This window comes from Serratia ureilytica, from assembly GCF_013375155.1.
GTDB classification, from domain to species: domain Bacteria; phylum Pseudomonadota; class Gammaproteobacteria; order Enterobacterales; family Enterobacteriaceae; genus Serratia; species Serratia ureilytica.
This window is the reverse complement of sequence record NZ_JABXOF010000007.1, coordinates 220112-238208: the sequence shown is the minus strand read 5'-3', so window position 1 is coordinate 238208 and position 18097 is coordinate 220112. Positions and strand designations below refer to the sequence as shown.

The following is an 18097-nucleotide window of genomic DNA, read 5'->3' as shown; positions in this document are numbered from 1 at the left end:
TCCCTCACGACAGTTGTTGCTGCGGGCGACGACGGTACGCCCAAATCATCATAATAACACCGGCCACCACCATCGGGATGGACAGGATCTGCCCCATGCTGATCACGCCGTCGAACAGGCCAAGCTGGGCATCCGGCTGGCGGAACGCTTCAACGATGATGCGGAATGCGCCATAACCGATCAGGAACAGGCCCGATACGGCACCCATCGGCCGCGGCTTGCGGATGAACAGGTTCAGAATGATAAACAGCACCACGCCTTCAAGCAGCAGTTCATACAGCTGGGACGGGTGACGCGGCAGCACGCCATACTGATTCAGCAGCGGCAGCAGAGAAGGATCGGCGGCGGCGAGCGCCACGTCTTCGCTGCGCGAGCTTGGGAACAGCATCGCCCAAGGGGTGTCGGTGGTCACGCGGCCCCACAGTTCACCGTTGATGAAGTTGCCGAGGCGGCCGGCGCCCAAACCGAACGGGATCAATGGCGCGATAAAATCGGAAACCTGGAAGAAGGTGCGTTTGGTGCGGCGAGCGAACCAGAACATCACCAGAATCACCCCCATCAATCCGCCGTGGAACGACATGCCGCCATCCCAGACTTTAAACAGATATAGCGGATTATCCAGGAACAACGGCAGGTTGTAGAACAGCACATAGCCCACGCGGCCGCCGACGAATACGCCCAGGAAACCGGCGTAGAGCAGGTTTTCCACTTCGTCTTTGGTCCAGCCGCTGCCCGGCTTGTTGGCGCGGCGCACCGCCAGCCACATGGCAAAAACGAAGCCGACCAGATACATCAGGCCGTACCAATGCAAAGAAACCGGGCCAATGGAGAAAATGACCGGATCAAATTTAGGAAACGCCAGATAGCTATTGCTCATCTATCACCACAACATGTCTGTTATTTTTCCCCATGCGGGGGCGGCAGGTGCCAAACGTCGGCGCAGGTTGTCACACGCCTTTCAAACGGCAGCGTTGGCCACTGCGGTTTGCAAGACGACGAACATGCGTCGCGCTGAGGTTGCGCATCATAACATAGGCTTAGCGCGGTCCGGGCCGGCAGCGCGGGAAAAGTTCTGTAAAAAAATCACATCGCGCGGCGATTATCTGCCGCCGCGAATCAACCCGCCCATGCCGCGTCGCTCCATAAACGCCGCCACCAAATGGCGCACTTCCGTGGTCATTTGGGTGTTCAACACTCGGTGCGCCAACACTTCGGCGTCGGCAAGATCGATATGCCGCAGCAGGTATTTGATGCGCGCCACGCTGCGTCCGTTCATGCTCAGATTGCGATAGCCCATGCCTACCAGCAACAGCGCGCCCATCGGATCGCCGGCCAGTTCACCGCACAGGCTAAGCTGCAGCCCGGCCGCTTTCCCCTGTTCGGCGATCAGCTTCAGCACCTGCAGCATCGCGGGATGCAGGCTGTCGTACAGCGAGGCTACCCGCGTGTTGTTGCGATCAACCGCCAGCAGGTACTGGGTCAAATCGTTGGTGCCTACCGAGATGAAGTCGACGCGCCCGGCCAAATGCGGGATCAGGAAAATCATCGACGGCACTTCCAGCATCACGCCGATTTTCGGTTTCGGGATCGCGTAGCCAAGCACCTCTTCCACCTCGCGCCCGGCGCGGTCAATCAGGCGCTTGGCCTCATCGACCTCTTCCAGGCTGGTGACCATCGGCAGCAAAATGCCCAGGTTGCCGGTGCCGGCATTGGCGCGCAGCATGGCGCGCACCTGTATCAAAAAAATCTCCGGCTGGTCCAGAGTGATGCGAATGCCGCGCCAGCCCAGGCAGGGATTTTCTTCGCTGATCGGCATGTAGGGCAGTTGCTTGTCGGCGCCGATGTCCAGCGTGCGCAGCGTGACCGGTTTGTTGGGGTAAAGCTGCAGCATGCCTTGATACTGCGCGACCTGTTCTTCTTCAGAAGGGAAACCGCTTTGCAACATGAACGGAATTTCAGTGCGGTACAACCCCACGCCGTCCACCCGGCCGCCCAACAGCTGTTCATGTTCCGGGCTGAGGCCGGCGTTCAACATCACCTGAACGCGTTCGCCGCTTTTCAACTGCGCCGGCTGTTCGACGTCGTCTTCCGCCAGCTTGCTCAGTTCCTGTTCTTCGCTGATCAGCCGTTGGTATTCCTGCACCAGCACCGGCTCAGGATCGACCAGCAGTTCGCCGCGATACCCATCAACGATCAGCAGCCGCTGGCTGAGCAGAGAAGGCTGGATGTCGGCGCCCATCACCGTCGGCACCCCCATCGCCCGCACCAAAATCGCCGCATGCGAATTGGCGGCGCCGTCGCGCACGACCACGCCAACCAGGCGATCCTGCGGCACTTCGGCCAGCAATGTCGCGGTCAGTTCATCCGCCACCAGCACAAAACGCGCCGGCCACTGGGTGGCGCCCTGAGTGGTGTCGTCGAGGTGGAACAGCAGGCGCTGGCCCAGCGCGCGCAGGTCGCTGCCGCGCTCGCGCATATAGGTGTCCTGCAGTTTGGCGAACTGTTCGGCAAAGGCTTCTATCACCTGCTTCACCGCCCATTCCGCCACCGAGCCGTTGTCAATTTCGGCGAACAATTCGCGCTTGAGGCGGGCGTCGTTTAGCAGGTGAGAATAAAGATCGAAGATCGCCGCGCTCTCTTTTTGCGAGCTGCCGGCAAAACGCTTGCTGAAGCGGCGAAATTCCGCGCCGGCCTCTTCCAACGCCAACGTCAGGCGCTCGCGCTCGCTGGCGGTGTCCAGCGTCGACGCGCGGTAAACCTGATCGAGCGAAGGCTGGCTGCTGTCCTGCCACCCTTCCGCCACCGCTACGCCGGGCGAGGCCGCCAGCGCGCGCACGCGCGTTTGGCGATACTGGCCGAAAATGGCATTAAGCTGCGACTGTGAAAGGATCCCGGCCATCTGCGTGGCCAGGGTGACCATGAACGACTCTTCGCTTTCGTCGAACTGGCGCAGCTCGCGCTGCTGCACCACCAACACCCCCAACAGCTGGCGCCGGTGAATGATCGGTACCCCGAGGAAGGATCGGAAACGATCCTCTTTGACCTGCGGAACGTACTTGAAGCTGGGATGGCTTTGGGCATCGGCCAGGTTGATGGGTTCGGCCCGGCGGCCGACCAACCCGACGACACCTTCGTCAAACGCCAATGCGATAGTGCGCCCGCGCGGCTTTTTCAGCCCGCGCGTGGCCATCAGGTAGTAACAGCGGCGATCGTTGTCCGCCAGGTAAATGGAGCACACTTCGGTGTCCATCGCCAGACAGGTTTCATTGACCAGCAGATCCAGCGCATCCGTCAGACTGGCCGCCGCGGCCACCTTCTCTACAATTTCTCGCAAGCGCGTGAGCATAGTCGGCTTAACTTAACCTCTCTTTCGGCGATAAGCGGGGGCCTGCCGCGGCGCCGCCTGCTCTTGCATCGGCATCACGGTCACGGCGAATTCTTTCATCACCCGGCGGTAGACGTCGCGTTTAAACGACACCACCTGGCGCACCGGATACCAGAAGCTCACCCAGCGCCAACCGTCGAACTCCGGTGTGCTGCTGCGCTGCATGTTGATATCAGCGTCATTGCACAGTAGCTGCAACAAAAACCATTTTTGCTTTTGGCCGATACAAACCGGCTTTGTGTCCCAACGCACCAAACGTTTCGGCAATTTATAGCGCAACCAGTTGCGGGTCGAAGCCAGGATGCGCACATCCTTTTTACTCAGCCCCACTTCTTCGAACAGCTCACGGTACATCGCCTGCTCCGCAGTTTCGCCAGGGTTAATCCCACCTTGGGGAAACTGCCAGGAGTGCTGACCGTAACGGCGGGCCCATAAGACCTGCCCCTGACGATTACAGATTACGATACCAACATTCGGGCGGTAGCCATCATCATCGATCACCGGACTACCTCGATAAGCTTAAATTCGCATAGATGTCCTGATTGTTTCACACAAGCTACAGGCGGTAAACCACTGCTTTACGGCGCTGCGGGCCGGATAACATTGGGATAACTCACAGATATAGGCAAAGTTATAAACATGCATCGGCATTTCAGACCGGTTTTATTCACTTTTTCTGTGGATAGGTGTGTGTAGAACTCGAGGGATAAGCCGGTAAAACTCTCGTCCCCGAAAATCCCTCCTCACACCGAAAAAACAATATTACTCCTAAAAACATATAATTAACCAACACCCCACAGTTATGTACAGGGCAAAAATGTGATCTATGCACGGTAAGGATCTTACCCTGGCGAAAGATCCACCAACGCCGTTTTTATCCACAGATTATCCGGGCAAGTTACGCACAAAACGGACAAATTCGTAAAAAACCGCCCGAGTCAAGGCTGTAAATTGAACCAGTGATCGGTAAAAATTTGGGTTATCCCATAAATCTGTGGATAAATAGGTGTAAGATCCTGTTTATTGTCGGTGGCTTCAGGTGAACAAGCCTCGCGGGTGCATTGTCGCCCGCGCAAGGAAAGAAAAAAAGTCATGTAAAATCATGCTACTATTATTCTTTTCCCCAGGCGACTGGGGTTACCGTTTCCCGTGTATCTTTGCAGTACGTTTTTCAACCAAATTCGACAGGCTTGATTTATGGCGTTTTTATCCCCTCTGCCGCCCCCGCCGGAAAATGAACGGCAGCTGTTCGAGCGCGCTCAGGCGCTGGCCGGCTTCAGTTTTGGCGAACTGGCCGCCCGCGCGCAGTTGCCGATCCCCAAGGATCTGAAGCGCGATAAAGGCTGGGTGGGCATGCTGCTGGAGCTGTACCTCGGCGCCATGGCCGGCAGCAAACCGGAACAGGATTTTCCCGAGCTGGGCATTGAGCTGAAAACCATTCCTGTCGACGCCGCCGGCAAACCGCTGGAGACCACTTTCGTCTGCGTGGCCCCGCTCACCGGCAACAGCGGCGTCACCTGGGCCAGCAGCCACGTTCGCCACAAGCTGGCGCGCGTGTTGTGGATACCGGTAGAGGGCGAACGGCAAATCCCGCTGGCGCAGCGCCGCGTCGGTTCGCCGCTGCTGTGGAGCCCGAGCGCTGCAGAAGAAGAGATGCTGCGCCGCGATTGGGAAGAGCTGATGGATCTGATTGTGCTCGGTCACGTAGAACGCATCACCGCACGCCACGGCGAAGTGCTGCAACTGCGCCCCAAAGCGGCCAACAACAAGGCGCTCACCGAAGCCATCGGCGAACAGGGGCAACCTATCATGACGCTGCCGCGCGGTTTCTATCTGAAAAAGGGTTTTACCGGCGCGCTGCTGGCAAGACATTTCTCAATCTAGGCGATTTCGTTTAACTCTGGTTTAGCTAGCCCTGTCAGCGCCACGATAAACGCGTATAATTCACCCTTTGCATTTATTAAGTATTAAGGTGTGTCGGGCAATGTTCGAATGGATTATGGATCCCAATGCCTGGTTAGCGTTAGGTACGCTAACCATTCTTGAGATCGTACTGGGTATTGATAACATCATTTTTCTGTCGCTGGTGGTGGCGAAGCTGCCCAAAGCGCAACAGAACAAAGCTCGCCGAATGGGCTTGGCCGCCGCCATGCTGATGCGCCTGGCGCTGCTGGCCTCCATCGCCTGGGTGATCCGCTTGACGCACCCGCTGTTCACCGTGCTGGATCACGCCATTTCAGCCCGCGATCTGATCCTGCTGCTCGGTGGATTGTTCCTGATCTGGAAAGCCAGCAAAGAGATCCACGAAACCATCGAAGGCACGGAAGAAGAGCACCACACCAAGGTGCACAGCTTCTTCGGCGCGATCGTACAGATCATGCTGTTGGATATCATCTTCAGCCTGGATTCGGTGATTACCGCCGTAGGCCTTTCCGATCACCTGTTCATCATGATGGCGGCGGTGGTGATTGCCGTCGGCGTGATGATGTTCGCCGCACGGCCGATCGGCGAATTCGTCAATCGCCATCCGTCGGTGAAAATGCTGGCGCTGGCGTTCCTGATCCTGGTGGGCTTCACGCTGATGCTGGAAAGTTTCCAGGTGCACGTGCCGAAAGGCTACATCTACTTCGCCATGTTCTTCTCCATGTCGGTAGAAGCGCTCAATCTGATGCGCAGCAAGAAAAACCGTTCGCCGGAATAACCCTACGCGGAGGCCGCCATCGGCGGCTTCCGCCGTTTCGTTGCCCCCTCATTTCAGTTTTTCTTATCAGATAAAGACTTATCTGAGACGCTCTCTGCCAAGAGTTTGCTAATCTTGAAAGAACATTGTTTTCTGCATAATCGAGGATCCGCAGGATGAAAAAGTGGGTAATGGCAGTGTCTGCGCTGGTTATGGCCGCCGGTTTGGCGGGATGTTCCAGCGACTACGTCATGGCGACCAAAGACGGCAACATGATCCTGACGCAAGGCAAACCGGAGATCGACACAGACACCGGACTCATCAGTTATAAAGATGAGAAAGGCAATCACCGCCAGATCAACGGCGATCAGGTTTCCCAGGTTATCGAACGCTAATCACCGCACGCCGGCTATCGCCCGCTCGAGCGCGGTAGCCCTCATTCGTGTCCGCACGGAATCCGCTTCCCCCATCTTCACCGCTTGGTTATAGTCAGGAAAGGCGACATCGCCGCCCGACGGACTTTGCGCCGTCTTCTGAATTGGGCTCCTGTTTCACCGGGCCACACGGCCCGTCAGCGCTAACAAGAAAGGAAGGCCGTTAATGCAATACCACCGTATTCCCCACAGTTCTTTAGAAGTGAGCGTGCTGGGACTGGGCACCATGACCTTTGGCGAACAGAACAGCGAAGCCGACGCCCATGCGCAACTGGACTATGCATTGGCCGCAGGCGTGAACCTGATAGATACCGCCGAACTGTACCCGGTGCCGCCCCGCCCGGAAACCCAGGGCCTGACCGAAAGCTATATCGGCAGTTGGATCAAAGCGCGCGGCAATCGCGAAAAAATCGTCCTGGCCAGCAAAGTCTCGGGCCCGGTGCGCGGCACTGACAGCAGCATCCGCCCGCAGCAGGCGCTCGATCGCAAAAACATCCGCGCCGCTCTGGACGCCAGCCTCAAGCGGCTGAACACCGATTATCTCGATCTTTACCAATTGCACTGGCCGCAGCGCGCCACCAACTGCTTTGGCAAACTCAACTATCAATATACCGATGACAAAGCCACGGTCACGCTGCTGGAAACCCTGGAGGCGCTGACCGAGCAGGTGCGCGCCGGTAAAATTCGCTATATCGGGGTCTCCAACGAAACGCCCTGGGGCGTGATGCGCTATCTGCAACTGGCGGAGAAACACGAGCTGCCGCGCATCGTGTCGATTCAAAACCCGTACAGCCTGCTGAACCGCAGCTTTGAGATTGGCCTGGCCGAAATCAGCCAGCACGAAGGGGTAGAACTGCTGGCCTATTCCAGCCTGGCGTTCGGCACGCTGAGCGGTAAATACCTCAACGACGCTAAACCGGCCGGTGCGCGCAATACGCTGTTCACCCGCTTCAACCGTTATTCAGGGCAGCAAACCCAACGGGCGATCGCCGAATACGTGGCGCTGGCCAAAAAACACGGGCTGGATCCTTCGCAGATGGCGTTGGCCTTCGTGCGTCAGCAGCCGTTCGTCGCCAGCACCCTGCTGGGCGCCACCTCGGTGGAGCAGTTGAAAATCAACCTCGACAGTCTCGACGTGATTCTGGATGAGGACGTGCTGCAGGCGCTCGAAGAAATCCACACCCGGTTTACCATTCCGGCGCCTTGAAGCCGGAGGGCGCAGCCTGGCTGCGCCCCGTTTCACCGCCGCTGCGACCACCACAACGCGCTAATCGCCAGCGCAAACACCACGCCAAACCCTACGCCGACGCCCACCACCGGCACGCCCAGCTTCACGACCAAAGAATACAGGCCCAGCATCAGTAACATCGCGGCGTTTTCACCCAGGTTTTGGACTGCGATCGCATTGCCGGCGCCGACCGAATGTTTGCCCCGCTCCTGCAGCAACGCATTGAGCGGCACGACGAAGAAGCCCCCCAGCATGCCGATGAGCGCCAGCAAGACGTAGGCATTGAGCATGGTCGTTTGCAGCGCAAACACCGCGACCGCGACGCCGATCAGGATCCCGGCCGGCATACAGCGTTTCACCGTTTTAAGCGTGACGAAGCGCGCGGCGGCACCTGCGCCCACCACGATGCCGACGGCCACCATGGCGTTCAGCAGCGTTGGCGTGGCGTTATCGGCGATGCCGAGCGCCACCGGTACCCACAGCACCAGCAGAAAACGCAGCGTCACGCCGGCCCCCCAAAACAGGCTGGTGCCAATCAATGAGAAACGCGTCTGTCCATCGCGCCACAGCGTAACGCAGGCAGCAAAGAAGCTGTGCGTCATGGCCTGCGGACGCCACGAAGCGCCAGGACGCGCCGCCGCCAAACGCGGAATATACAGGTTGGCGACCACCGCTCCCGCGTAAACCAACGCGCAGGCCGCCAGCGCCGCCGCCACGTGCCAGTCCGCCAGAATACCACCGGCCACCGAACCGGTCAGAATGGCCGCAATGGTCGAAGCCTCGATCAGGCCGTTAGCCTTGACCAGTTTCTCGCCGCTGGTGATCTCGCCCAGAATGCCGTATTTAGCCGGTGAATACGCGGCGGCTCCCACGCCGACCAGGCTGTAACCCAGAAACGGATTACCCCCAAAACAGATCACCAATGCCCCCGCCAATTTCAGGGCGTTGGCGAACATCATCACCCGCCCTTTGGCAAAGCTGTCGGCGATCTGGCCGACGAACGGAGCCAGAATGATATAGGTGGCGACAAAGGCCATCTGCAGGATCGGCTGGCTCCAGTCCGGATACAGCTGCTGCTTGATCAACGCCAGCGTGGCGAACAGCAACGCATTGTCGCCGAACGCCGAAAGGAACTGCGCGCTGATCACCGCGATCATGCCGCGTGACAACAAAGGGGATTCGGTCGAAGGATTCATCAGGCACTCTCCGGCTGTTCGGCCATATGACGCAGGGTGACGAAATCAGGTTTGCCGCTGCCGAGCACCGGCAGCGTTTTCAACAGGCGAATATCGCGCGGCACCGCCAGCTCCGGGCTGCCCAGTTCGCGCGCCACCCGCAGCAATGCCTCGCGGGTAATGGCGGGATCGGTGGTGAACAGCACCAACGCCTCGCCTTTGCTGCTGTCGCTTTTGACCGTGGCGGCATGCAGTTTATCCGGCGACAGCCGTTGCGCCAGCAATTCGACGCTTTCCAGCGACACCATCTCGCCCGCCAGCTTGGCGAAGCGCTTCACGCGCCCGCGAATGGTGCAGTAACCCTGCTCATCCAGGCTGACGATATCGCCGGTGTCATACCAGCCCGGCTGCAGCACGCCGTTCGCATCTTCCGCCGCCGGCGGCTCCAGTTCGCCGGGGCGTTCAACCCGCAGATAGCCTTTCATGATATTCGGCCCCTTCAGCTGCAGACGGCCGCCATTATCAATACCCGGCACCGCGATCAGACGCGCCTCCATCTGCGGCATGATGCGGCCGACGGTGCCCACCTTGGTCGCCAGCGGCACGTTGATCGAGACCACCGGCGCGCACTCGGTCACGCCATAGCCTTCCAGAATGCGGATGCCGTATTTGTCCTGGTAGATCTGTTTGGTGCTGTCCGCCAGTTTCTCCGCGCCGGCCACGACATAGCGCAGGCGGGCAAAATCATACGGATGCGCGAAGCGCGCATAGTTGTTAAGGAAGGTCGCCGTGCCGAACAGCACCGTGCAGTTACGGTCATACACCAGCTCCGGCACCACGCGATAGTGCAGCGGGCTGGGGTAGAGGAAAATGCGGCTGCCGGTGATCAGCGGCGTAAGCAGCCCCACCGTCAGGCCGAACGAGTGGAACAGCGGCAGCGACGACATGAAGCGGTCGCGCGGCGTGAAATCGGCGATGGTGCGGATTTGTTCTACGTTGGCCAGCAGGCTGGCGTGCGAATGCACCACGCCCTTGGGATGGCCTTCGGATCCGGACGTGAACAGGATCAGCGCCGGATCCTCCGGACGTTGCGGCAACGCCGCGCGCTGCGGCTGCAGCAAGTGACGCAGGATCCACAGCTTATCCGCCAGCGTGACCGTCTCTTTCAGATCTTCCAGATACACCCAGTTAGCCTGTGGCACCTGTTCCGGCAGGTGGGTCAGCTTGCCTTTCTCCAGAAACTGGCGCGAGGTGACGATGGTCTTGATGCCGGCGGCCGTCATCGCGCTGTTCAGGCCGTTGGCGCCTGCGGTGTAGTTGAGCATCGCCGGGATGCGATTGCGCAGCGAAGCGCCGAAGATCGCCGCCGCGGTAATGGTGGCGTTGGGCAACAGCAGCCCAACGTGCTCCCCCTCGGCGGTAAAGCGCTGCAGAATGCGGCTGACGCCCAGCGATTTCTTGACTAGCGTCTGGTAACTGTCTTCTTTGAAAGCGATGTCTTCGATGCAAGGCTTGCGGCGCCCATAGCGGTGCTGCGCCGCCAGCAAAGCATGGAACAGCGTTTGCGGCTCGCGCGTCTCCATGCGCGCCCACATCATGATCTGCATCAGCCGATCGCCCGCCAGCGCCCGGCGTTCACGCGCGCGCGGCGCTTCCGGCATCGGCAGCGTGGTCGGCGGCAAGATGCGGATGCTGATTTGCGGGAACCAGCGGATCTTGAACACCCCGGCCATGCGGCCAAACGGGCTGAACTCCGGGCCATCGATCCGCACCGGCACCACGGTCGCGCCCGATTTGGCGGCGATAAACGCCGCTCCGTCGTAAATTTTCATCAGCGCGCCGGTCACGGTGATGCGCCCTTCAGGGAACACCACGATCGGCCGTCCCTGCTCGACCATGCGCACCAGTTGCTTGATGGCCATCGGCTTGGTGGGATCGAGCGAGACAAAATCGATGTAAGGCCGCAGCCAGCGCATAAACCAGCTCTCGCCGATACTGGCATAGACCGCAAACACCGGTTTTATCGGCAGGAACAGCGCCAGCAGTACGCCGTCGAGGAAAGAGACGTGGTTCGGCGTAATCAGTAATTTTTGCCGTTCGAAGTGCTGGACGTCCCCTTCGACCCGTACCCGAAACAACAGGCGAAACAGCGCGCGCAGCAGTGAAAAGATCATGCCCTTCTCCCTTGGCCATGGAGGCGTAAATCGTTGTAGGGAAAAGAATACTATATGGCAGGCAAAAAAAAACCTACGCATCCGCGTAGGTTGGTGCAATTGAAAATGGCTTCAGCATGCAAGGCACGCTGATTTCTCACCAATCAATACCTCTGGGATCACCTACTCTAGAGAGATGGCGTGCAGGAAACTACCGGCGAATCGCAAGAGTTCTGCTCCAAATGCAACCAGCTGTAAATTTCCCACGATCTGCTGTAATAACTCAATGAAACTTAAACCTTACCGCAGCGACGAAAATAAATATAACAACGACGAGCCAGTGACCCAGACGTGACATCTTCGCTCATCGTGCGCTGACCTCGACCAGGCAGCTCATGGCGTTCGGCCCCTGCGTCAGCGGCGAGGTGCCGATATCCAGCGTCAGCACGTTCGGGTTGCCCGCCTGCTCGACCGGCCGGCGCTGCGCGTCGAAACCCGGCTCGAACCAGGCACCGGTCGCCATCAGCACCACGCCGCGCGTCACGCCATCGGTGAGCGATACCCCCGCCAGACAGCTGCCGCGCGCGTTGCTGACCAGCACTTCGGCGCCGTCCGCCACACCGCGCGGCGCCGCATCGTCCGGATGCATGTACAAGGTTTCTCGCCCGGCGGTCTTGTTGCCCTGCGCCAGCGGCGCCGGATCCATCTGGCTATGCAGGCGATCGCTCGGCTGAATGGAGATCAGGTGCAGCGGCCAGTTTTTGGCCTGCGGCGCGCCCAGCCACTCCACCGGCGGCCGCCACTGCGGATGCGGAGCGAAATCTTCGTAGCGATAGCCGGCGATCCGCTCGCTGAACAGCTCTATCTTGCCGCTGGGCGTTTGCAGCGGGTTAGCCTGCGGATCGGCGCGGAATGCATCAAAAAATACGAACTCTTTAGCCGGCGCGGGCAGCTCGACATAGCCCCGTTGCCAGAAGGCCTCAAACTCGGGCCAGGCGACGCCGGCGCGCTGCTGCGCTGTGCCGCATTGCCGGTAGATAGCTTCGATCCAGGCCCGCTCGTCGCGATTCTCGGTAAAGCGCTCACGATAGCCGAGACGCTCCGCCAGATCGGCGAAGATATCGAAATCGTTGCGCGCCTGATGCTGCGGCGCAATGGCCTGATGCATCGCCAACACGTAGCGATCGCGCGACGAGCCGCCGATATCGTTACGCTCCAGCGAACTGGTGACCGGCAGCACGATGTCTGCCATTTTGGCCGCCGCCGTCCACCAGATATCTTGAACGATCACCGTGTCCGGCTTCTGCCAGCCCTCCACCAGCCGATTCAACTGCTGATGATGATGGAACGGGTTGCCGCCGGCCCAGTGCACCAAATGGATATCCGGATAATGCCGCGTCTCGCCGCAAAATTGATAGGCCTCACCGGGGTGCAACAGCATGTCGCAGATGCGCGCCACCGGGATCGCCAGCCCGGCCGGATTTTCGCCTACCGGCATGGTCGGCGCAGGCGTATCCACGCGCGGATTGCCGACGCCGTTCATCGAACCGTGGCCGAACGAGAAACCGCCGCCCGGCAGCCCCACCTGGCCCAGCATCGCCGACAGCGCGATCATCATCCAATACGGTTGCTCCCCCCGATGCGCGCGTTGCACGGAGTAGGAACAGGTGATGAAACTGCGCACGCCGATCAGTTGCCGCGCCAGCAGCGCGATGCGCGCCGCCGGAATGCCGGTAATGGCGCTGGCCCAAACGGGGGTTTTCGCCACGCCGTCACCGGTGCCGTTCAGGTAATCCGCCAGTTGTTGATAGCCCACGCAGTGGCTGTGCAGGAAGGCTTCATCCTGCGCGTCCAGCCGCTGGATTTCGTAAGCCAGCGCCAGCATCAGCGCCACGTCGGTATTCGGCCGGATCGGGATCCATTCCGCGTTGACAAACTCGGGACAATCATCGCGCATCGGGCTGATGTTGATAACCGGCGTGCCCTTGCGCGCCAGCTTTTGCAGCCAGGGCTTGAGCGCATGTTCCGCCGCGCCGCCGGAAGAGACCTGAGCGTTTTTCAGCGCCAATCCGCCAAACGCCACAAACAGCTCGCAATGCTCCACCACGCTAGGCCAACTGGTGACGCGCCCGGTCAAGGGCGAAAAAGTGCCGATCACATACGGCAGAAAGAACTGCGCCGCGCCCCAGCTGTAGTTGCCCTGCTGATCGACGCCGCCGCCGCCGCTGAAGTAGAACCGCCGCACCAGCGAGCGGGCATGGTGCAGCCGCCCGGCCGACGACCAGCCATAAGAGCCGGTAAACAACCCGGAGGCGCCGTAACGCTCGCGCACCCGGCGATTCTCTTGCGCCACCAAATCGAGCGCCAATTCCCAGTCCACCTCGACGAAATCTTCCCTGCCGCGCAGCGTACGGTCGCTGCCCTCGCGCTTTTGCAGCCACGAGCGGCGCACCGCCGGCTTGCGGATGCGTTTGTCGGAGTAGACCATCGGGACGATGGAATCGAGCAGCGGCGAAGGATCAGGATCGTCGACGAAGGGTTCACAACGGATAAGCCGGCCGTCTTCAACCACGGCGGTATAAGCGCCCCAATGGGCGAGCTGCGGATAGCGTTTAATGGACATGGCGTTCTCGGCGCAAATCGGAATGCACAGACGTTACCTCAGCCCGCCGCCAGTGCCAACGTACAAATTGCGCTATCGTTCGGTAGCAGTCGGTTATGCGTACAGACGCGAAGAGATTCTGCAACCGCCACCACAAGTTGCGCACGAGACCGCTTGCAGCCCCGGTTTTTTTCCGCAAAACTGGGGGATGTAAGCGATTACCCAGGATGTGTTGACTGATATGGCTACGATAAAGGATGTTGCCAGGCTGGCGGGTGTTTCCGTGGCCACGGTATCCCGCGTGATAAACAATTCCCCCAAGGCCAGCGAAGGGTCGCGCACTGCGGTGCAGGCCGCCATGGAACAGCTGCAGTATCACCCTAACGCCAACGCACGAGCGCTGGCGCAGCAATCCACCGAGACGCTGGGGCTGATCGTCTCCGACGTTTCCGATCCCTTCTTCGGCGCGATGGTCAAGGCGGTCGAGCAGGTGGCCTACGCCACCCACAATTTTCTGCTGATTGGCAACGGTTACCACGACGCCGAAAAAGAGCGTCAGGCGATTGAACAGCTGGTGCGGCACCGCTGCGAAGCGCTGGTGGTGCACGCCAAAAGGCTAAGCGATCAGGAACTTTTCGGCTGGATGCAACAGATCCCGGGCATGGTGCTCATCAATCGCACGCTGCCGGGGTTTGAAACGCGCTGCGTGGCGCTCGACGATCGCTACGGCGCCTGGCTGGCGACCCGACATCTGATCCAGCAAGGGCACCAGCGCATCGCCATCATCTGCTCCACTCACCAGATTTCCGACGCCACCGATCGTCTGCAAGGCTATCTCGACGCGCTGCAGGAACACGGCATTGCGGTGGATGAAAAGCTGATCGCCTACGGCGAACCGGACGAGATCGGCGGCGAACAGGCGATGACCGAATTGCTCGGCCGCGGCCGTTCGTTCTCCGCCATTACCTGCTACAACGATCCGATGGCCGCCGGCGCGCTGTCGGTGCTGAGCGATAACAGCGTCGACGTACCGGGAGAAATTTCGCTGATCGGTTTCGACGACGTGTTGATTTCGCGCTACCTGCGCCCACGCCTGACCACCATTCGCTACCCTATCGTGGCGATGGCCACCCAGGCGGCGGAGCTGGCGCTGGCGCTGGCCAACCGGCAACCGCTGCCGGAAATCACCAACATGTTCAGCCCAACGCTGGTGCGCCGCCACTCGGTCGCCACCCTCAACAACGCGCACGAACAGCCGTAATCATGCCGCCGCATGGGTGAGCCGTCACCCATGCGCTCAGATTGCGCAGCCCGCCGCATTTCTCGCTTTTGGATTTTTTCCGCTCCCTGCGTTCGTGCAGATTGTTGGCACAATAACCTTTACACTATATAGCATAAACGCTATATTCGAAGCGCATCATGTGGCAAGTGGTGACCGTCGAACGATTCGACGACTGGTTTTTGGCGCTGAACAACGCCCAGCAAACAAGCATCCTGGCGGCAATCTTCAAATTACAGACGTTCGGCCCGCAGTTGGCGCGGCCGCACGCCGATACGCTGCATTTTTCCGAAGCGGCCCGGCAGTTGAAGGAGTTGCGCGTTCAACATCGCGGGCGCCCTTTCAGGGTGTTTTTCGCCTTTGACCCACAGCGGCAAGCAGTATTGCTGTGCGGTGGCGATAAAACCGGCGACAAACGCTTTTACCAGCGCATGTTGCCCATCGCTGCCATGGAATTTTCACATTATCTGGCAACCCGGAGGTAGTGCAGATGGCCAAACCGTTATCCCAACTGATCGACAAGCTCGATCCCGCCGTCGTTGCCGCAGCCAGGCAAAAAGCGGACAAGGAAATTTTCGAACTGCGGCTGGCAATGCTGAGGGAAGAGCTGGCGGTCTCTCAGGTTGAATTGGCGAAGCGGCTCGGTATCAGCCAACCCTCCGTCGCCAATTTGGAAAAGCGCGGCAGCGAAATAAAGCTGTCGTCGCTCAAACGCTATATCGAGGCGATGGGCGGCACGCTGTCGCTGGATGTGCAATTGCCCAATGGCCAGCACCGCCGCATGACGCTGTGAAGCGGGCGCAAGGCGCCCGCCCGCTTATCAGATAAGTTCCAGCGCGATCAGTTCTTCGATGGTTTGGCGGCGGCGGATCAAACGCGGCTCGCCGTTTTCGAACAGCACTTCAGGCAACAGCGGACGGCTGTTGTAGTTGGAGGACATCGATGCGCCGTAGGCGCCGGTATCGTGAAACACCAGATAATCGCCGATCTGCACCGGCGGCAGCTCGCGGGTTTCCACGCCGCCGCCCGCCTGCTGGGTGAAGACGTCGCCGGATTCGCACAGCGGCCCGGCGATCACCGTGTCGCGCAGCGGTTGTTCCGAGGTGTCGCGCCCATCGGCCGGCAACAGCGAAATATGGTGATAGCTGCCGTACATCGCCGGGCGCATCAGATCGTTAAAACCGGCATCCACCAGCACAAAGTGGCGGCTGCCCATGTCTTTTACCGCCCGCACCTCGGCCACCAATACGCCCGCCTCCGCCATCAGGAAACGTCCGGGTTCAATCTCCAACTGCACCGGGTGCCCCAGATGCGCGGCGATGCGCTCACGCGCCCGGTTCCACAAACCGAAATAGTGTTCGGTATCGATCGCCTCTTCGCCGTACTGATACGGGATAGACAGACCGCCGCCGGCGGAAATGGCGCTGATGTCATGACCGAGATCGATCACCTGCTGCACCATCGCATCGCAGACGCGCTCCAGATGCTGGTAATCGACGCCGGAGCCGATATGCATATGCACGCCGATCAGCTTCAGGCCGTAGCGGCGGATCTTCTCCACCGCCTGCGGCAGGTCGGCATACCAAATGCCGTGCTTGCTGTTCTCGCCGCCGGTGTTGGTTTTCTGGCTATGGCCATGGCCAAACCCCGGATTAATGCGCAGCCACACCGGATGCCCCGCGGAAGCCTGGCCGAGCTGATCCAGCATATCGATGGAACCGGCGTTGACCGGGATCTTCAATGCGCTGACGCGCGCCAGCGTCGCGTGATCCAATACGTCCGCGGTAAACACGATATCGCTCGGCTCGCCGCCCGGCTGAAAACCGGCCTGCAGCGCCCGCTCGATTTCGCCGAGCGACACCGAATCCACCTTCACGCCCTGCTCGCGCATCAGGCGCAAAATATGAATGTTCGAACAGGCTTTCTGCGCGAAACGGATAGTGTCGAAGTGGCGCAGCTGAGCGATGCGCTGGCTGATGATGTCGGCATCATAAGCCCAGACCGGGCAACCGAAGCGCTGCGGCAAGGCCAGCAGGTTAGCGGCGTTCAACGCGGTGGAGGTGTCGTGCAACGGGCGTGGCATGGCGATATTCCCAATTCGAAAGTAACGGCAGATAAGGCCATAGTGCCGCACGCTGAATCGGGTGGAAAATATCTATTTAGCCGTAGTCTATTCATTTATGATATAGCTTTCTTTACAGTCGAGCAGCCTCGTCATGCACAGCATCTCTTTGCGGCAGATAGAAATCTTTCGGGCGGTGATGACCACCGGCAACCTGACCGAGGCGGCGGCCCTGCTGCAAACCTCGCAACCCACCGTCAGCCGTGAGCTGGCGCGCTTTGAGAAGCTGATTCGGCTGCAGCTGTTCGATCGGGTTCGCGGGCGCTTGTCCCCCACGGTGCAGGGCCTACGGCTGTTCGAAGAGGTGCAACGCTCCTATTATGGCCTCGATCGCATCGTCAACGCCGCCGCCGACATTCGCCAGTTTCAGCAGGCGCAGCTGTCGATCGTGTGCCTGCCGGTATTTTCCCAATCGCTGCTGCCGGCGGTGTGCCGGCCCTTTATCGAACGTTACCCGGAAGTCAGCTTCAGCGTGATCCCGCAAGAATCGCCGCTGCTGGAAGAGTGGCTGTCGGCCCAGCGCCACGATCTGGGGCTGACGGAAACCACCCTGACGCCGGCGGGCACCGAGCGGGTAACGCTGATGACGTTGAATGAGGTCTGCGTGCTGCCGGCGGGCCATCCTTTGCTGGCGAAAGGCCAACTGACGCCGCAGGATTTCGCCGGGCAAAACTTTATCAGCCTGTCGAGCACCGACAGCTATCGCCACTTGCTCGATGCGCTGTTCGCCGAGCAGGGCGTCGAGCGCCGCATGGTGATGGAAACGCACAGCGCGGCGTCAGTGTGCGCCATGGTGAGAGCCGGCGTGGGGGTCTCGATCGTCAACCCGCTGACGGCGCTCGACTATGCCGGGAGCGGCGTGCACGTGCGGCCATTCAGCATCGACGTGCCGTTCACCGTCAGCCTGATACGGCCGCTGCACCGCCCTTCATCGGCGCTGGTGACGGCCTTTATCGACCATCTGCATCAACAGGCGGCACTGTTCTCCGCCCGCCTGGCCGCCGCCGTCAGGCGCTGAAAACGGCGTGGGAATGTTGCC

At 60.1% G+C, this 18097-nt stretch carries 15 protein-coding genes; 8 read left to right on the top strand and 7 right to left on the bottom strand.

Annotated elements, in window-relative coordinates; all coding sequences use genetic code 11:
• Positions 1 to 4: 4 nt before the first annotated feature.
• From lgt to rppH, 3 genes are all read right to left on the bottom strand, one after another.
• On the bottom strand, positions 5 to 877 hold the full coding sequence (lgt, locus tag HWW83_RS14810; RefSeq protein WP_015378920.1) for a prolipoprotein diacylglyceryl transferase: 873 nt from the start codon (positions 875 to 877) through the stop codon (positions 5 to 7).
• Positions 878 to 1099: 222 nt separating this feature from the next.
• On the bottom strand, positions 1100 to 3346 hold the full coding sequence (gene ptsP / locus HWW83_RS14805) for a phosphoenolpyruvate--protein phosphotransferase (RefSeq protein WP_129993599.1): 2247 nt from the start codon (positions 3344 to 3346) through the stop codon (positions 1100 to 1102).
• Between the two features lie 12 nt (positions 3347 to 3358).
• Positions 3359 to 3886, bottom strand: a complete 528-nt coding sequence (gene rppH / locus HWW83_RS14800) for an RNA pyrophosphohydrolase (protein WP_004931849.1) — start codon at positions 3884 to 3886, stop codon at positions 3359 to 3361.
• Between the two features lie 696 nt (positions 3887 to 4582).
• Between rppH and mutH the strand changes: the two genes are divergently transcribed.
• From mutH to HWW83_RS14780, 4 genes are all read left to right on the top strand, one after another.
• The gene (gene mutH / locus HWW83_RS14795; protein WP_033644848.1) at positions 4583 to 5269 is read left to right on the top strand and encodes a DNA mismatch repair endonuclease MutH; all 687 of its coding nucleotides are present in this window, start codon (positions 4583 to 4585) and stop codon (positions 5267 to 5269) included.
• 100 nt (positions 5270 to 5369) lie between these two features.
• Positions 5370 to 6086, top strand: coding sequence for a TerC family protein (locus HWW83_RS14790; RefSeq protein ID WP_033644847.1), 717 nt, complete (start codon positions 5370 to 5372; stop codon positions 6084 to 6086).
• Positions 6087 to 6241: 155 nt separating this feature from the next.
• Entirely contained in the window at positions 6242 to 6460 is a 219-nt protein-coding gene (locus HWW83_RS14785; RefSeq protein WP_016929923.1) for a YgdI/YgdR family lipoprotein, read from the top strand.
• 205 nt (positions 6461 to 6665) lie between these two features.
• Positions 6666 to 7706: an NADP(H)-dependent aldo-keto reductase gene (locus HWW83_RS14780; protein WP_176589390.1), complete on the top strand. Its 1041-nt coding sequence runs from the start codon at positions 6666 to 6668 to the stop codon at positions 7704 to 7706.
• Between the two features lie 32 nt (positions 7707 to 7738).
• Here HWW83_RS14780 and lplT read toward each other — a convergent pair whose 3' ends face one another.
• From lplT to HWW83_RS14765, 3 genes are all read right to left on the bottom strand, one after another.
• Positions 7739 to 8923, bottom strand: a complete 1185-nt coding sequence (lplT, locus tag HWW83_RS14775; protein ID WP_033644843.1) for a lysophospholipid transporter LplT — start codon at positions 8921 to 8923, stop codon at positions 7739 to 7741.
• Positions 8923 to 11076 carry a bifunctional acyl-ACP--phospholipid O-acyltransferase/long-chain-fatty-acid--ACP ligase gene (aas, locus tag HWW83_RS14770; RefSeq protein ID WP_089192196.1) on the bottom strand — a complete coding sequence of 718 codons (2154 nt, stop codon included), beginning with the start codon at positions 11074 to 11076 and terminating at the stop codon, positions 8923 to 8925. The genes lplT and aas overlap by 1 nt, the downstream gene beginning before the upstream one ends.
• 343 nt (positions 11077 to 11419) lie before the next feature.
• Entirely contained in the window at positions 11420 to 13678 is a 2259-nt protein-coding gene (locus tag HWW83_RS14765) for a molybdopterin guanine dinucleotide-containing S/N-oxide reductase (RefSeq protein ID WP_033652130.1), read from the bottom strand.
• A 220-nt stretch (positions 13679 to 13898) separates the two neighbouring features.
• Between HWW83_RS14765 and galR the strand changes: the two genes are divergently transcribed.
• The 3 genes from galR to HWW83_RS14750 all read left to right on the top strand — a co-directional run bounded on the left by galR (position 13899) and on the right by HWW83_RS14750 (position 15729).
• Entirely contained in the window at positions 13899 to 14918 is a 1020-nt protein-coding gene (galR, locus tag HWW83_RS14760) for an HTH-type transcriptional regulator GalR (protein WP_033644840.1), read from the top strand.
• A gap of 158 nt (positions 14919 to 15076) precedes the next feature.
• A complete protein-coding gene (locus HWW83_RS14755) occupies positions 15077 to 15421 on the top strand; it encodes a type II toxin-antitoxin system RelE/ParE family toxin (protein WP_033644839.1) in 345 nt (114 codons plus the stop codon).
• A 5-nt stretch (positions 15422 to 15426) separates the two neighbouring features.
• Positions 15427 to 15729: a helix-turn-helix domain-containing protein gene (locus HWW83_RS14750; RefSeq protein ID WP_025304078.1), complete on the top strand. Its 303-nt coding sequence runs from the start codon at positions 15427 to 15429 to the stop codon at positions 15727 to 15729.
• A 27-nt stretch (positions 15730 to 15756) separates the two neighbouring features.
• Here HWW83_RS14750 and lysA read toward each other — a convergent pair whose 3' ends face one another.
• Positions 15757 to 17019, bottom strand: a complete 1263-nt coding sequence (gene lysA, locus HWW83_RS14745; RefSeq protein WP_033644838.1) for a diaminopimelate decarboxylase — start codon at positions 17017 to 17019, stop codon at positions 15757 to 15759.
• A gap of 133 nt (positions 17020 to 17152) precedes the next feature.
• On the opposite strand from lysA, the gene HWW83_RS14740 reads away from it, so the two are divergent.
• The gene (locus HWW83_RS14740; RefSeq protein ID WP_089195113.1) at positions 17153 to 18076 is read left to right on the top strand and encodes a LysR family transcriptional regulator; all 924 of its coding nucleotides are present in this window, start codon (positions 17153 to 17155) and stop codon (positions 18074 to 18076) included.
• Positions 18077 to 18097 lie beyond the last annotated feature (21 nt).

What these genes read in the sequence shown, in the direction of transcription:
- lgt (WP_015378920.1), bottom strand. Translation starts at nt 877, where the DNA reads ATGAGCAATAGCTATCTGGCGTTTCCTAAATTTGATCCGGTCATTTTC.
- ptsP (WP_129993599.1), bottom strand. Translation starts at nt 3,346, where the DNA reads ATGCTCACGCGCTTGCGAGAAATTGTAGAGAAGGTGGCCGCGGCGGCC.
- mutH (WP_033644848.1), top strand. Translation starts at nt 4,583, where the DNA reads ATGGCGTTTTTATCCCCTCTGCCGCCCCCGCCGGAAAATGAACGGCAG.
- HWW83_RS14790 (WP_033644847.1), top strand. Translation starts at nt 5,370, where the DNA reads ATGTTCGAATGGATTATGGATCCCAATGCCTGGTTAGCGTTAGGTACG.
- HWW83_RS14785 (WP_016929923.1), top strand. Translation starts at nt 6,242, where the DNA reads ATGAAAAAGTGGGTAATGGCAGTGTCTGCGCTGGTTATGGCCGCCGGT.
- HWW83_RS14780 (WP_176589390.1), top strand. Translation starts at nt 6,666, where the DNA reads ATGCAATACCACCGTATTCCCCACAGTTCTTTAGAAGTGAGCGTGCTG.
- lplT (WP_033644843.1), bottom strand. Translation starts at nt 8,923, where the DNA reads ATGAATCCTTCGACCGAATCCCCTTTGTTGTCACGCGGCATGATCGCG.
- aas (WP_089192196.1), bottom strand. Translation starts at nt 11,076, where the DNA reads ATGATCTTTTCACTGCTGCGCGCGCTGTTTCGCCTGTTGTTTCGGGTA.
- HWW83_RS14765 (WP_033652130.1), bottom strand. Translation starts at nt 13,678, where the DNA reads ATGTCCATTAAACGCTATCCGCAGCTCGCCCATTGGGGCGCTTATACC.
- galR (WP_033644840.1), top strand. Translation starts at nt 13,899, where the DNA reads ATGGCTACGATAAAGGATGTTGCCAGGCTGGCGGGTGTTTCCGTGGCC.
- HWW83_RS14755 (WP_033644839.1), top strand. Translation starts at nt 15,077, where the DNA reads ATGTGGCAAGTGGTGACCGTCGAACGATTCGACGACTGGTTTTTGGCG.
- HWW83_RS14750 (WP_025304078.1), top strand. Translation starts at nt 15,427, where the DNA reads ATGGCCAAACCGTTATCCCAACTGATCGACAAGCTCGATCCCGCCGTC.
- lysA (WP_033644838.1), bottom strand. Translation starts at nt 17,019, where the DNA reads ATGCCACGCCCGTTGCACGACACCTCCACCGCGTTGAACGCCGCTAAC.
- HWW83_RS14740 (WP_089195113.1), top strand. Translation starts at nt 17,153, where the DNA reads ATGCACAGCATCTCTTTGCGGCAGATAGAAATCTTTCGGGCGGTGATG.